This is a genomic window from Gimesia chilikensis (assembly GCF_007744075.1).
Lineage (GTDB): Bacteria > Planctomycetota > Planctomycetia > Planctomycetales > Planctomycetaceae > Gimesia > Gimesia chilikensis_A.
The window spans coordinates 6,157,118-6,170,028 of record NZ_CP036266.1; the positions used below are offsets into that span (position 1 = coordinate 6,157,118).

Below are 12,911 nucleotides of genomic sequence, written 5' to 3' on the forward strand. Positions count from 1 at the left end.
GCCCGGCTTCCAGCGAAACCGATATTCAACCTGATAGACATCCTATTTCATCTGAAGAAACTGAAGAGAGACGCTCACAATGCTTGTACGTCAATTAAGTGAGATTATTGATACCGACCGTGACATTAAAGCCGAAACCTGGAACAGCCGCCGTCTTCTGCTGGCAGGAGACAAGATGGGATTCTCCCTGCACGATACGCTGATTCATCCGGGAACGGAAACGGAAATCTGGTACCAGAATCACCTTGAAGCCGTGTATTGTATTGAGGGAGAAGGCGAAATCGAACTGATTCCGGATGGGCCGACTTACCCCATCTCACCGGGCATGATGTATGCCCTGGATAAGAACGACCGTCATCTCCTGAGAGCGAAATCTCAGTTACGGATGGTCTGCGTGTTTAATCCTCCCGTCACGGGTCAGGAAGTCCACGACGAAAATGGTGTATATCCGGCTGCGACCACCGACTCCTGAGTCGACTCGCAGCTCAGCGTTTACGTCACTGTTGTTTTACATAAAGGACTTTTTTATCAGGCTGGAGATGCCTCGATCCGGCAATCGCCAGTGACCGTGAAGGCAATGAACACTGAAGTAGCGAATTCGAAAGATCTGTATCCGTCTCGTGTCAAACCTCAGCCCGAATTCCTGGAGCGGACTGATCCGGTTGTGTATGGATCTTCCGAAGATGGTCCATTAACGGCAGGTCAGCTGAACCAGTTTGAACGGGACGGTTTTCTGATCCTGCCGGCTTTTTTTTCCCAGGCAGAGATCGACGCCTGTAACGCCGAGCTGGCCCGCCTCAAGGAAAGCGCTGCGACCCGCAGACGCTCTGAAGCGATTGTGGAGCCGGACTGCGATGAACTGCGCTCGCTGTTTGCAATTCATCATGCGGAGATCAGCCCGTTTTTCTCTGAAGTCGCCCAGGATGAGCGGATCGCGGGTATGGTGATGCAGATTCTGGACAGCGAAGTTTATCTGCATCAGTCGCGCGTGAATCTGAAACCGGGCTTTGCTGGCAAAGAGTTTTACTGGCATTCTGACTTCGAAACCTGGCATGTAGAAGACGGGATGCCTCGCATGCGGGCGATCAGCTGTTCGCTGCTGCTCACCGACAACTACGAATTCAACGCGCCTTTAATGCTGATGCCGGGCTCTCACCGAAAGTATGTTTCGTGTGTGGGAGAGACTCCCGAGGATCATTACCTGACGTCCCTGCAGAAGCAGGAACTGGGTATTCCCGACAAGGATTCCCTGCGGGAACTGGTCGACGAACATGGCATCATTCAGGGAGAGGGTCCCGCGGGCACACTGGTGCTGTTTGACTGCAACACCATGCATGGCTCGAACGGAAACATCACCCCCTTCCCGCGTTCGAACCTGTTCTTTGTGTATAACAGCGTCTGGAACCAGCTCGACGAACCCTTTGGACAGAAGAAATACAGACCGGAATTCATCGCCTCACGCAAGTATTGTGAGCCCGTATCACAACAGGCGGTCAATTACAGTCTCCAGTAACAGACGACGGATGTCCCTGATGGTGGGGCAGCCAGAACCAGAAAAGAGGATCTGATGTCAGATTGTTGTGTTGAGTTAATCACAGCGTGGCGATCGTGTGCAGATCCTGCTCCGACCTGCTTGCTTCTCCTGCGCTCTCAATTTCATCCTTTAACAGAGGATCAGCGCAGATGAACAAATTATTTGCGATCATCCAGCGGATCGAAGCGTTTCTGCTGGCCTGGTCGATTATTAGCATTGCCGCTCTTTCGATCGGCAACGTGGTGTGCCGCGCCTTGTTCGGCTTCAGCCTGGCCTTTGTCGGCGAAGTCTCCCAATTCCTGATTATCGTGGTGACCTTCATCGGCCTGAGCTACGCTGCCAGCCAGGGTCGCCATATCCGCATGACGGCGTTGTACGATCAGCTCAATCCGCGCTGGCGTAAAATCATGATGGTCATCATCAACAGTCTGACAGCTCTGCTGATGCTGTTGCTGGCCGGGTATGCTTTCGAATACATCAACACCGTCCGCTTTCTGGACACGATTTCTCCCGTATTACAGGTGCCCTTGTACCTGATCTATCTATTCGTCCCGCTGGGGTTCATTCTGTCGGCTATTCAATATGGCCTGACGGTCTTCCGTAACCTGACTGCTCCCGACGTCTACATTTCGTATTCACAGAAAGACGAATACGAAACCACGGTCGTCGGCGAAGTCTAACCCAGGCCCTCAGGGAGAATCACGAATGGAAGCCTTACTCATCATCGGCATCATGATCATTTTACTGCTGCTGGGTTTTCCGATGAAGGTCCCGCTGATCGTCGCTGCCCTGGCGGTCCTGCTGGTCTTTCATCCGGATGTGACGCCGGCCGTACTGGTCCAGCAGATGATCGGCGGGATCAAGCCCGCAGCTCTGATCGCGGTCCCGATGTTTATTTTCGCGGCCGATATCATGACGCGGGGGAATTCCGCGAACCGGTTGCTCGACCTGGTGACGGCGTTTGTCGGTCACCTGCGCGGTGGTCTGCCGATTGCCAGTGCCATCAGCTGTACCCTGTTCGGTGCAATGTCCGGTTCGACTCAGGCGACGGTCGTCGCCATTGGTGGTCCACTCAGGCCCCAGTTACTCAAAGCAGGTTACCCCGACTCGTTCACCACGGCGCTGATCATCAATGCCAGCGACATCGCCCTTTTGATTCCGCCCAGTATCGGCATGATCGTTTACGGCGTTGTCTCGGGTACCTCGATCGGGGAATTGTTCATCGCGGGCATCGGGCCGGGACTGTTGGTACTGTTGTTGTTTTGTATTTACTGCTGGATTGCCTCGATTCGTATGCAGATTCCCCGCCAGGAAAAGACGGATGCTGCAACCCGTCGCACAGCAGCACGCCGGGCACTGCTCCCGCTGGGTTTCCCCCTGATTATTATCGGCGGAATTTACTCGGGGATTTTCAGTCCCACCGAAGCCGCGGCGATCTCGGTGCTTTATGCTGCGATTCTGGAGATTGTCTTCTTCCGGGATCTCACGGTGAAAGATATTCCGGACATCGCACTCTCGACCGGGTTGATTACCGCGGTCGTCTTCATCCTCGTTGGTGCGGGTGCTGCCTTCAGCTGGGTGATCTCGTTCGTACAACTGCCGGACGCGTTGATCAATAACTGGCTGGGGCTGACTCCTGATTCGGGCTATTGGACGATCATGCTGACGATTGCCATCGCGTACTTCATCGGCTGTATGTTCGTGGATCCGATCGTGGTGATTCTGATTCTGACCCCGATCTTCCATCCGGTGGCGATTGCCGCAGGCATCGATCCGGTACTGGTCGGGATTGTAGTGACCTTACAGGTGGCCATTGGATCGGCGACGCCACCATTCGGCTGTGACATATTTACCGCGATTGCGGTCTTCCGCCGGCCCTACCTGGAGGTGATTCGGGGCACGCCCCCCTTCATCGCCATTCTGCTGTTTGCGGGGATCCTGCTGATTGCGTTCCCCAGTATCTCTCTGTTTCTCCGCAACCTCGCATTTGGATAAGCATTATGAACCTGATTCAGAAATTATTCAGTTCTGCGTCTGCCTGGAGCCTGCTTCTGATTGTGGGCGGTTCCCTGCTTTGCACTTCGTGTGGTGCTGAGGCCACCGCGTCGACCTCGGACCAACCGATTCAGTGGCGGTTTGCGATTGAAGAGACCATCGGTAGCGTTCAGCACCAGTACGCGATGAAGTTCAAGGAACTCGTCGAGGAACGCTCCAACGGGGAAATCGAAGTCACGATCTACCCCTACGGAACCCTGGGAACCTCGGACCAGATTACCGAGCTGGTCGATATGGAGGTGGTACAGTTTGCGATGGCCTCCCCCGGACACCTGGGAAAACTGATTCCAGAAGTCCAGGTCTTCCTGTTGCACTTTCTGTTCTCCGACGATGATGAAATCAACAATCAGGTGCTGAATAAAGATCCGCGGTTACAGAAAACCTTTGCTGAACTCTACGCCCGTAAGCGGTTGAAGCTGCTGTCGATTTTCTCGGAGGGCTGGCAGGTCTGGACAACGAAAGATCCCATTCATCGGCCTGAAGATTTCGAGGGTGTCAAAATGCGGGTCATGACATCCCCACTGCTGATCGCTGCCTACAATGCGTATGGAGCCAGCCCGACACCGCTGCCCTACTCCGAAGTCTATTCGGCGTTGCAACTGAATATGATCGACGGACAGGAAAACCCGGTGTTCGCGATTCAGGAGATGAATTTCTACGAAGTGACCGACTGGATGATTTTCGCGCGACATGCACCGTTCATCACGACCGCTGTCACCAACCGTGAATTTTTCGATTCTCTGCCTGCCGAACGTCAGGAACTGGTGACGGGGGTCGTAGCCGATCTCAACGATTACATCCTGAAGGTACAGAGAGAATTCAATCAGGAACGGCTGAGCCTGATTCGCAAGAATAAGCCTGACCTGGAAATCATCACCGAACTGACCCCCGAAGAACGCGAAGCGTTTCGTCAGGCCAGCCAGCCAGTCCGAGATCGGTTTATCAGGATGACCGGCGAAGATGGACGCAAGCTGCTGGAAGAGCTGAAACAGACCATCAAAGAATACGAAGACCAGCAACAGAACTGAAATTACCGGTCACACGTTGTGTAACGGTTCTGCTGACAGGTGGCATTTGTCCCGGAGCACGCGATGGCGGCTGCGGGATTTTTAATAATCGGGCTGGTCTATCCTGTGTACATGAAGTAGAAACAATGTACGCTCATATCCATTTGCACAGAAACCAAGAGAGAGACGACCAGCGGAGACCGGGATGCCCATTCACGTTCAATGTGACGAGTGTTTTCAGAGTTATAAAGTCAAAGAGGAACGAGCCGGCCAGACGCTGAAATGCAAATCTTGTGGCAGCCGGATGCAGGTCCCTGAAGCTGACGAAGAAACCGAAGATCTCTTCGAGCATTATGGAGAGCCGATCGCACCTCAGCGAAAAACGAAGACCGCTGTCAAATCGAAAAAGAAAAAGTCCCGCAAGAAAGGCCCGAGCCTTTCGATGGGAAAGCTGGTCAAGAAAGCGTTCGGCGTAATGTCGATGGCGCTGGGCATCATAATGCTGGGGGCTTCCATCTATATGTTTTTCGAGGGAGATTCCCCGGAGGGCAAACGTAGCAGACCGGTAGGAGGGCTGATCATGGCTTCGATCTTCATGGGCGTCGGCAAGAAATGGCTGTTCGACGAATAGCTGCCTGGAATGGGTGAAGTGGGTTTGAAGTTTCAGTGTCAGCTTTAGTCACAATTATTAGCGTCATCTAGAGTATGATCTTCTTAAAATATTCAGCTGCATCCTGCTCTCGAATTTTACATCCAATTTCGGGAACCAGGGAGGAACGAAACCGGTCTGCGATGCTCACGGAGAGTGTCAGATCAAAAACACCAATCAGTTCGCTGTCAAGATCATCCCAACACGCATAAAACCGCAAGTACCAGGATGAATCAGGAGGAGCGATCCCTACATAAACCAGCTCATCCCCTGGCATCGATAGCAGAAGTGAACGAGGTGTCTGGACCAGGGCAAACAGTCCATGGATATCACAGGCGGCTTTCCGGAAATGAAGACCATCATGTTGCCACCAGTCGTCAAACCTTACCAGTTGAGTAACGTGAATATCGTTCTGCAAAAAAGCTGCGATCTTACAAAGTGCGTTGGACAGTTTATTCAGAGGTACAAACTCTTCCGTTGAAAAATTCACTCCCCCGGGTGGTTGGAATCCCTGGTCTTCCGGCTTAATGATGGCCATCACGTCCACCTTTACGATCTATCTAGCGTGTATTGAATTATTTGGAAACGAACTCTTGTATCTGTAAACCCCTTTGACCCGACTCTCAATCACTCGACAAATCCGAATCTTCCGGCAATCTGCTTTTGATAAATGCCGTAAGGTTTTCGGCATCGTCAGTTCCCACGCGGAGCGTTCCCTTTTTGAGTTTCAGGACTATGCAGTCACGGCCCCAGAGATTCATCACCCAGCCCCCGCGGAGGCTCATATGGATACCCCAGCCATCCAGAAAGCTGGTGCGACCGACTTCGACACCGACGATGTCTTCGTAGAGTACGGCCCGCTGAAAGAGGGGAATGGGGCCGAAGCGAATTCGCAGGCGGTCGATTTCGTCCGCTACGGTCAGGTGGTGAAAGGAGGCTGCAAACAGAAACACGAGCATCGCCGAGCCGCTCAGAATCCAGGTCAGGAATGGCTGAGGTGGTTCATGGCGACAGTACCAGGCAGCCCCGGCGAGCAGGGCTGCGGTGGCGTAGACCAGGAGACACAGAGGACCGTGCTGACGATGATAGTAGATGGCGAGGCTGCTCATTGTTGTGACTCCTGTTCACAGTGGATTACCTCTATTTTAACAGATTTCCGTTCCCCTGCACGAAACAGTTCCAGGATATTCTGCTGTTCCCGGACGGATGATCTGCCCGCCCACCACAGGCCCACGGAAATAAAAGCAAACAGGAGCGGAAATAAAAACAGTATCTGGGTCAGCGAGAGCGGATTTTTCCCCGGAAGCTGATCTGTAAAATAGAGCCATAAATACACGGGCAGGACGATCATCAGACCTCCCAGTGAAGCATAGAAGGTGAAGCGGGTAAATCGCCGGGTCTCTGACTTTGTTTTCTCGTAGTTTTCAACAGCCGCGGCTGCTGAGTTGATTTCTCCTTCAAACATCTGCTGTTGACAGATAGGGCAAAAACCTGTCGCAGCGGCTACCTTTCTTTCAGATTCTCTCCATGAGATCTGGCAGAAGGGACAACGCGGTGCAGTTGTCTGTCTAAGTTGTTTTACCTGGCGGTAGAGAAAGGGGACCGGAAAACATGCAGAAATAATGATCATAGGAAGAATTAAGATCGGATTGATGGCATTTGGACAATCCGCCGTTCCCGCTTTGATTCCGATTGCGTTATGGATCTCAGGCCGAAAATACTTTACCACAAAAGCCAGCAGAGCCAGCGTCAGAAAGAAACTCACAAAGGCAATTGCGCCGCGCAGGAGTACCTGAAAGTCATAGCGCGTGGCTGCAGCCTTGAACTGTTCTCGCAGCTCTGAGGGAGACAAGTCTGAATCAGTCATAGCATTTCTCATGTTGACTATTTGCGAATCCATATGTAGCCTCATTCTTAGAACACTCGTACTTTCAATCAACGAAAACATGCCAACTCTGGATCATCAGGTTTCCTGAGATTTGTCCCAAAACAGCGAACTCCACTTATCCTTTTAATGTCCTTAACCGGCTCGTTTCATTTGATCTGCTTTTCTCAGGTATATACCAACAAACTAAGTAGCGGGGTTAGCATATTGTCCAATCAAACCATCAACTTCTACAGCGTCAGCGAGGCTTACGGTGAGTTCTCCAACTTTGCCGGGTTTCCGATTGAGCTGGACGGGAAACGCTGGCCGACGTCGGAGCATTATTTTCAGGCGCAGAAATTCAAAGAGACTTCACACCAGGCAGAGATCCGCAAAGAATCGTCGCCGATGCGGGCTGCCCGGATGGGACGGGAGCGGAAGCGGCCGCTGCGGAAAGACTGGGAATCGGTCAAAGATGCGATCATGCGGCAAGCCGTGCTGGCGAAGTTTACGCAACATGCAGAACTGCGGGAACTGCTGCTCTCCACGGGAGAGAGTCGTCTCGTCGAGCATACGACGAACGATGCTTACTGGGGAGATGGCGGGGATGGCAGCGGTAAGAATCGGCTGGGACAGATTCTGATGGAGATTCGCCGGACGCTGCGGGAGGCGGGAGATACGGAAGGGGAAGTGTAGCGGGGCTCAGGGGAAGTCGATGTACTCGGGTGGAACTCGATCGGTTAACCAGACCTGATTCGGAGTCACAAAGAATTCAAACCCGGCCTGAGACATCTCTCCTGAGCGGATCTTCAACAACACCGGTTTTCCCCGCCGCTGCCCGACCGCCAGTGCGGTATTTTCATCTCCATGCAGATGCACGTGATGGCGTTTCATCTTCTTGAGTCCCTCGCGGGCGATCACTGCAACAAACTGTTGCGGCGTGCCGTGAATCAGGAACTCAGGGGGAGCCGCGGCCTCGTAGCCCAGTTCAATTTTGACTGAGTGCCCCTGGTTAGCCCGGATGCGGGTGCCGTCATCGCTGAAGGAGAACCGCTGTTTGTCATTCGAATCTACGACATGCTCCAGTGTTTCCCGCGACATCTTCTTACCATGTTCGTCGATCGCAGAGAGTAACGTCTCTACATCGACCCACCCCGATTCATCCAGCTGGATCCCGACGGTCTCCGGCTGATGCCTGAGAATCAGACTCAGAAATTTACTTTTCCTTTTGATATCCTTTTCGTTCATTTCATTTTCCTTTTCTTACTTTTTCTTTTCATAGTTGATTGATATTTGTTTGTTCTATTTCAGATCAGGGCGACACCAGCCGCCTGCATTTCCTGCAGGGCCCGCTGAATATCACCCTCGTTCAGATCGACGCCCCGACAGCCAGCCTGCACCAGATTGGTTTTCAATCCGTGTCTGACTGCATCCAGGGCCGTGAATTTCACGCAGTAATCGGTGGCAAGCCCCATGATGGTGACTTCACTCACATTGCGTTCGTTTAAATAGTCGCCCAGGCCGGTTGCCTGTCGATGCCCGTTATCAAAGAACCCGCTGTAACTGTCGATGCTGGTATCGGTGCCTTTCGGGATTACCGCATCAATCTGCTCCTGATCCAGATCAGCGTGCAGTTCGGCTCCCGGGGAACCCTGAATACAGTGTTCGGGCCAGAGAATCTGCTCCAGTCCATTGAGATCGATCTGCTCACCAATTTCCCGATGGGGATGCTGGCTGGCGAAACTCAGATGACCTGGCGGATGCCAGTCCTGTGTCGCGACGACCAGTTCGAATTTCGGTATCCACTGGTTAGCCACTTCCACGACGTCATCGCCGCCGGGAACTGCCAGGGCACCGCCCGGCATAAAATCGTATTGCAGATCGACTAAGATTAAGGCATGCATCATGCGACTCCTCGGTTCAATAGGGCGGAAGCAGGCGTCGGCCCCCCAGGCTGATCACCACGGCAGCAAACAGCAGATTCCGAGGAATCGTAGCCAGCCAGTGCATGGGAGGGGGTGCCTGCGGATCCGCAGTTTCATCCATTTGCGACAGACACTCCGCCAGCGATTCCATCCACGCGATGGTTCGCGGCCATTCTGCCAGTTGTTGTTTCCATTCGCCGGGAATCACTTCGACTCCCAGGTTCGCTCCACTGATGGCTCCTGCAATCGCAGCCACACTGTCGGCATCGCCCCCCAGCATGACGGCATTTTCAACTGACTGCCGAAAATCATCCGCAGTATAAGCCCAGCAGTAGAGCGCCGCGGGAACAGTCTGGTTAATGTAGCCGGAGATTCCATTGCTCCAGCCCTGGTCGTGTGCGTACTCTTCGGGAGTACTCTGACGTGCGAGATGTTCGACTGCATTCTCGATTGCCGACTTGAGTTCTGCATCCTGAATCTGTGAGACGCTGTTAGCAAGAAATTCCCGCGGGCTTTGTCCCGGTTCTGTCAGTGACAGTCGCGCCGCCCGGGCTACCAGAAGTGCACCCTGTTCGGCGCGGGGATCTTTGTGAGTGATTCTTGAGCTCCTCAGCACCAGTTCCTGCAGGTGTGACTCGGAAGATGCACAGAGCCCCAACAGTGCAGAACGCATGGCCGGCCCATTCCCTGCACTGAAGACACCGCTGTTTTGAGGAGCAACGCCAACTAACAGTTTCAGGCAGGAGCGAAGCGTGGCCCGTCCGATCCCGGCCGGTAGGGTTAACAGCCAGTGCTTAAGGTCCCGCCCCAGTCGTCGTTCGAAATCTTCGGGCACACCCCGGGAAAGTACCAGAGCTCGTCCGACCATCAGGGTGTGTTCGGTATCGTCGCTGCAATACCCCCTGTTCAAAAACAGATCGGGAGAAAGTGGAGGCCCCCCATACAGACGTCGGGAACGTTTGCGGGATAAGCCTTCCCGTTTCAGTCCGACGGCATCTCCGACCGCGGTTCCCAGTAAACACCCTAGAATACGAGAGTAATTGTCCATGGTTCAGATCTCGAAGTGAAACCCCTGTTTGGTCAGGCGTTTGTATTTGCGACGGTCGAACTGATACAGGCGCGCGGCCCGATGCGCGACATCCGTCTCGACTTCGTCCAGTTCAATGAGGATTCCCATACTGAGAATCTTTTTACGAAAATTACGTTTATCCAGCGGACGATCCAGAATGACTTCATACAGATGCTGAATCTGCCTTAAGGTAAATTTGGGAGGCAGCAGTTCAAAGCCGATGGGCTGATAACGGACTTTGCCCCGCAGGCGTTCGTGAGCCATTTCCAGAATCTGGTCGTGGTCAAAGGCCAGCGAGGGTATGTCGTCCACCGCGAACCAGGCGGCATTCCGGGCATCGGTGGCCGCCTGCACCCGGTGGTCCGACAGATTCACCAGGGCATAGTAAGCTACTGTCACGACACGCTCCCGAGGATCCCGGTTCACGGTTCCGAAGGAATACAGCTGTTCGAGATAGACATTTTTCAAACCGGTCTCTTCACTCAACTCCCGCAAGGCAGCCTCGTCCAGTGTTTCTTCCAGCCGAACAAACCCACCCGGGAGTGCCCAGTCCCCTTCAAACGGGGGCAGGTCCCGCTGAATGAGCAGAATCTGCAGATCATCTTCATCCAGGCCAAACACGACGCAGTCCACTGTTAAAGCGGCCCGCGGATATTCATAGCTGTATTTCATCTCAAACCCTTTATTGTCTCACAGATCTTTTTTATGTCTCTATCTAGTTCAGCCAGTCAGCATCCAAGGCTGGTTTATTAGTTCATGCCAACGATCATTGGGCTTCTGCCACACGACGGAGTTCCGCCAGTTCTTCTTCAAAGCCTCCCGAGAGAATGGGAAAACGGCACCAGGTTTTCGGATCCAGATTCTCATCGTCCAGGTGAAACGAGGGGGCGTACCGTTCGCGTTTCCACTGGTTCCGTGACCAGAGCCGAAAGAAGCGTTCGATCCATGCCACCAGTTGTGCGGGCTGTTCAGCGGGAAACTCCACGAGTGCCAGTCGGTAGAGCTCCACAGGACTACGCTTATCGCGAATTGCAGCTCGCTCGACCCAGTCCAATAATTCGTAAGGCATCAGATCCTGTTCATCCTTCTGCTCTGCTTCCTGCGGACGCAGTTCTGCAGTCGGCTCCTGCTGATTGATCAGGTTCAGTTCGGGAACCGTTCCTACCTGCAGTGGGCCGACCGTTTCCATCCATCGCAGCCAGCTTCTGAGAAACGCTTTATCAATCCCGGAGATTGGCGACAATCCGCCGCACGTATCGCCGTCCATCGTGGTATAACCCACAGCTGCTTCCGAACGGTTACTGGTTGACAGCAACAAGGCATTTCGTAGATTGGTAATCATCCAGACTCCCGGTGCCCTGCTCCGGGCCTGAATATTCTGGAGTGGAATATCATCGGTTTCCCAGTTCAGCTCCCGCCCGATTGCCTTTGATACGAGGTCCACATACGCCTGTGTGATGGCGTCGACATCCAGATTCAGAAAATCAGCGCCAATCCCCTCCGCCAGCCCGGCCGCGGCGCTCGCCGTCGTTTCGGAACTGTTGCGGGTAGACTGATAGACGCAGGTTAACAACCCATTGATCAGTTCGGCGAAACCGGATTTCGGTTTGGTTCCGGTCAGATAGGCAAGCTTTTGGGATAATCCATCGGCTCCCAGTTCGGAGAGTCCCAGTTTGAGCATGGCCCAGACCAGGACCGCAGCCGCTGCAGAATCTGCACCGCCACTCAGTGAAATCACGAAGCCTTGAGACCGGCTCTTACGCAGATAGTCGAATAACGCCAGTGCCACGGCCCGCGTGAATTCTTCCTCTTTGATCGAGTCTGAACGTTCCCAGTCAGCAGCCTGGCAGTGCAAGGTTCGAAACGGAATCTCGGGAAACTGGTAATCGGCTGTGATCGTAGTTTCGCGGAAGGCTCCCGGCCGGGGTTGAAAACTGGCCAGACGGGCCCGATTCATTCTGGTTAGATCGATGTCGACGATCGCGGATGTTACGGAGACGTCCTGAAATGAGAGCCGCTGTCCCTCTGCCAGCAGCGAGCCGTTACTGGCAATCAGTGTGGCACCGTCATAGATGATGCGGCCCGCTTCGTTCCCCAGTAGATTGGAATAAACGTAAGTCACGCCGTACGCCCGCGAGCTTTCCTGAACCAGTCGCCTGCGGATTTCCTGTTTGCCAAAGGCGAAGTGGCTGGCACTCGGATTGAGAATCAGATCAACGGCTGCCTGCGAGAGTTCACGTCCGGGGCGACGTGCGGCCCAGGCATCTTCACAGATTTCGAAGCCGAGCCGGACACCGTCTACTTCAAAGATCAAATTGCCGATCGGGTATGCCTGACCCTGAATCGTGATTTCACCCACGCACGTGGAATCCCAGGCTTTGAACCAGCGTGGTTCGTAATGAATGCCATCGCCGGCCAGATGATTTTTGGCGACGAATCCCAGAATCTGACCGTCGGCAATCAGGCAGGCACAGTTATAGAGGGCACCGCCATACATCAGCGGAAGTCCTACTGAGACGACGGTCCATTTCGTCAAGGGGAGCAGTTCCAGCAGAGCTGACAGCGCCCGCTGTTGAACGTCGATCGAAAAGAAAGTGTCTTCACAGTTATAGCCAGTGAGGCAGAGCTCGGGTAAACATATTAGCGAGGCCCCTTCATTGCGGGCCGCTTCGATCGCCTGTCTGACCCGGGCCGCATTCCCGGACCAGTCCAATGGAGTCTGATTCAGAGCAACAGCGGCTATCTGGATGAGTTTCATGGCTGGTTCATTTCATTTTTCAGCATGAGCTTGATTCATGGTTCCGTGTG

Annotated in this window: 15 protein-coding genes; 7 read left to right on the forward strand and 8 right to left on the reverse strand. The window is 53.7% G+C overall.

Annotated features, from left to right (window positions below; genetic code table 11):
- Positions 1–79: 79 nt before the first annotated feature.
- The 6 genes from HG66A1_RS23115 to HG66A1_RS23140 all read left to right on the forward strand — a co-directional run bounded on the left by HG66A1_RS23115 (position 80) and on the right by HG66A1_RS23140 (position 5,227).
- Positions 80–472, forward strand: coding sequence for an ectoine synthase (locus tag HG66A1_RS23115; RefSeq protein WP_145189669.1), 393 nt, complete (start codon positions 80–82; stop codon positions 470–472).
- Between the two features lie 105 nt (positions 473–577).
- Positions 578–1,513 (forward strand): ectoine hydroxylase, encoded by a 936-nt coding sequence (gene thpD, locus HG66A1_RS23120; RefSeq protein ID WP_145189672.1) that lies wholly within the window; start codon positions 578–580, stop codon positions 1,511–1,513.
- A 170-nt stretch (positions 1,514–1,683) separates the two neighbouring features.
- Positions 1,684–2,214 (forward strand): TRAP transporter small permease, encoded by a 531-nt coding sequence (locus HG66A1_RS23125; protein ID WP_145189675.1) that lies wholly within the window; start codon positions 1,684–1,686, stop codon positions 2,212–2,214.
- A gap of 25 nt (positions 2,215–2,239) precedes the next feature.
- Entirely contained in the window at positions 2,240–3,529 is a 1,290-nt protein-coding gene (locus tag HG66A1_RS23130) for a TRAP transporter large permease (RefSeq protein WP_145189677.1), read from the forward strand.
- A gap of 5 nt (positions 3,530–3,534) precedes the next feature.
- The gene (gene dctP / locus HG66A1_RS23135; RefSeq protein WP_145189679.1) at positions 3,535–4,617 is read left to right on the forward strand and encodes a TRAP transporter substrate-binding protein DctP; all 1,083 of its coding nucleotides are present in this window, start codon (positions 3,535–3,537) and stop codon (positions 4,615–4,617) included.
- A gap of 184 nt (positions 4,618–4,801) precedes the next feature.
- Positions 4,802–5,227 (forward strand): hypothetical protein, encoded by a 426-nt coding sequence (locus HG66A1_RS23140; RefSeq protein ID WP_145189681.1) that lies wholly within the window; start codon positions 4,802–4,804, stop codon positions 5,225–5,227.
- Positions 5,228–5,294: 67 nt separating this feature from the next.
- Here the strand turns inward: HG66A1_RS23140 and HG66A1_RS23145 are convergent, their stop codons facing one another.
- The 3 genes from HG66A1_RS23145 to HG66A1_RS23155 all read right to left on the reverse strand — a co-directional run bounded on the left by HG66A1_RS23145 (position 5,295) and on the right by HG66A1_RS23155 (position 7,193).
- Positions 5,295–5,783: a hypothetical protein gene (locus HG66A1_RS23145; protein ID WP_145189683.1), complete on the reverse strand. Its 489-nt coding sequence runs from the start codon at positions 5,781–5,783 to the stop codon at positions 5,295–5,297.
- An 85-nt stretch (positions 5,784–5,868) separates the two neighbouring features.
- Positions 5,869–6,354: a hypothetical protein gene (locus HG66A1_RS23150; RefSeq protein WP_145189685.1), complete on the reverse strand. Its 486-nt coding sequence runs from the start codon at positions 6,352–6,354 to the stop codon at positions 5,869–5,871.
- On the reverse strand, positions 6,351–7,193 hold the full coding sequence (locus tag HG66A1_RS23155; protein WP_145189687.1) for a hypothetical protein: 843 nt from the start codon (positions 7,191–7,193) through the stop codon (positions 6,351–6,353). Before HG66A1_RS23155 ends, HG66A1_RS23150 begins: the two co-directional genes overlap by 4 nt.
- Positions 7,194–7,337: 144 nt before the next feature.
- Here HG66A1_RS23155 and HG66A1_RS23160 point away from each other — a divergent pair, with 144 nt between their 5' ends.
- Positions 7,338–7,805 (forward strand): NADAR family protein, encoded by a 468-nt coding sequence (locus HG66A1_RS23160; protein WP_315851613.1) that lies wholly within the window; start codon positions 7,338–7,340, stop codon positions 7,803–7,805.
- A 6-nt stretch (positions 7,806–7,811) separates the two neighbouring features.
- On the opposite strand, the gene HG66A1_RS23165 is transcribed toward HG66A1_RS23160, so the two are convergent.
- The 5 genes from HG66A1_RS23165 to nadE form a co-directional block, all read right to left on the reverse strand.
- Positions 7,812–8,357, reverse strand: coding sequence for an RNA 2'-phosphotransferase (locus tag HG66A1_RS23165; protein WP_145189691.1), 546 nt, complete (start codon positions 8,355–8,357; stop codon positions 7,812–7,814).
- 59 nt (positions 8,358–8,416) lie between these two features.
- Positions 8,417–9,016 (reverse strand): bifunctional nicotinamidase/pyrazinamidase, encoded by a 600-nt coding sequence (gene pncA / locus HG66A1_RS23170; RefSeq protein ID WP_232106653.1) that lies wholly within the window; start codon positions 9,014–9,016, stop codon positions 8,417–8,419.
- Positions 9,017–9,029: 13 nt separating this feature from the next.
- The gene (locus tag HG66A1_RS23175) at positions 9,030–10,082 is read right to left on the reverse strand and encodes an ADP-ribosylglycohydrolase family protein (RefSeq protein WP_145189693.1); all 1,053 of its coding nucleotides are present in this window, start codon (positions 10,080–10,082) and stop codon (positions 9,030–9,032) included.
- A 3-nt stretch (positions 10,083–10,085) separates the two neighbouring features.
- Positions 10,086–10,775, reverse strand: coding sequence for an NUDIX hydrolase (locus HG66A1_RS23180; RefSeq protein ID WP_145189696.1), 690 nt, complete (start codon positions 10,773–10,775; stop codon positions 10,086–10,088).
- Between the two features lie 94 nt (positions 10,776–10,869).
- The gene (gene nadE / locus HG66A1_RS23185) at positions 10,870–12,861 is read right to left on the reverse strand and encodes an NAD(+) synthase (RefSeq protein ID WP_145189699.1); all 1,992 of its coding nucleotides are present in this window, start codon (positions 12,859–12,861) and stop codon (positions 10,870–10,872) included.
- Between the last annotated feature and the right edge of the window lie 50 nt (positions 12,862–12,911).

Coding starts and splice junctions, on each gene's coding strand:
- HG66A1_RS23115 (WP_145189669.1), top strand. CDS start 80: ATGCTTGTACGTCAATTAAGTGAGATTATTGATACCGACCGTGACATT.
- thpD (WP_145189672.1), top strand. CDS start 578: ATGAACACTGAAGTAGCGAATTCGAAAGATCTGTATCCGTCTCGTGTC.
- HG66A1_RS23125 (WP_145189675.1), top strand. CDS start 1,684: ATGAACAAATTATTTGCGATCATCCAGCGGATCGAAGCGTTTCTGCTG.
- HG66A1_RS23130 (WP_145189677.1), top strand. CDS start 2,240: ATGGAAGCCTTACTCATCATCGGCATCATGATCATTTTACTGCTGCTG.
- dctP (WP_145189679.1), top strand. CDS start 3,535: ATGAACCTGATTCAGAAATTATTCAGTTCTGCGTCTGCCTGGAGCCTG.
- HG66A1_RS23140 (WP_145189681.1), top strand. CDS start 4,802: ATGCCCATTCACGTTCAATGTGACGAGTGTTTTCAGAGTTATAAAGTC.
- HG66A1_RS23145 (WP_145189683.1), bottom strand. CDS start 5,783: ATGGCCATCATTAAGCCGGAAGACCAGGGATTCCAACCACCCGGGGGA.
- HG66A1_RS23150 (WP_145189685.1), bottom strand. CDS start 6,354: ATGAGCAGCCTCGCCATCTACTATCATCGTCAGCACGGTCCTCTGTGT.
- HG66A1_RS23155 (WP_145189687.1), bottom strand. CDS start 7,193: ATGTTTTCGTTGATTGAAAGTACGAGTGTTCTAAGAATGAGGCTACAT.
- HG66A1_RS23165 (WP_145189691.1), bottom strand. CDS start 8,357: ATGAACGAAAAGGATATCAAAAGGAAAAGTAAATTTCTGAGTCTGATT.
- pncA (WP_232106653.1), bottom strand. CDS start 9,016: ATGATGCATGCCTTAATCTTAGTCGATCTGCAATACGATTTTATGCCG.
- HG66A1_RS23175 (WP_145189693.1), bottom strand. CDS start 10,082: ATGGACAATTACTCTCGTATTCTAGGGTGTTTACTGGGAACCGCGGTC.
- HG66A1_RS23180 (WP_145189696.1), bottom strand. CDS start 10,775: ATGAAATACAGCTATGAATATCCGCGGGCCGCTTTAACAGTGGACTGC.
- nadE (WP_145189699.1), bottom strand. CDS start 12,861: ATGAAACTCATCCAGATAGCCGCTGTTGCTCTGAATCAGACTCCATTG.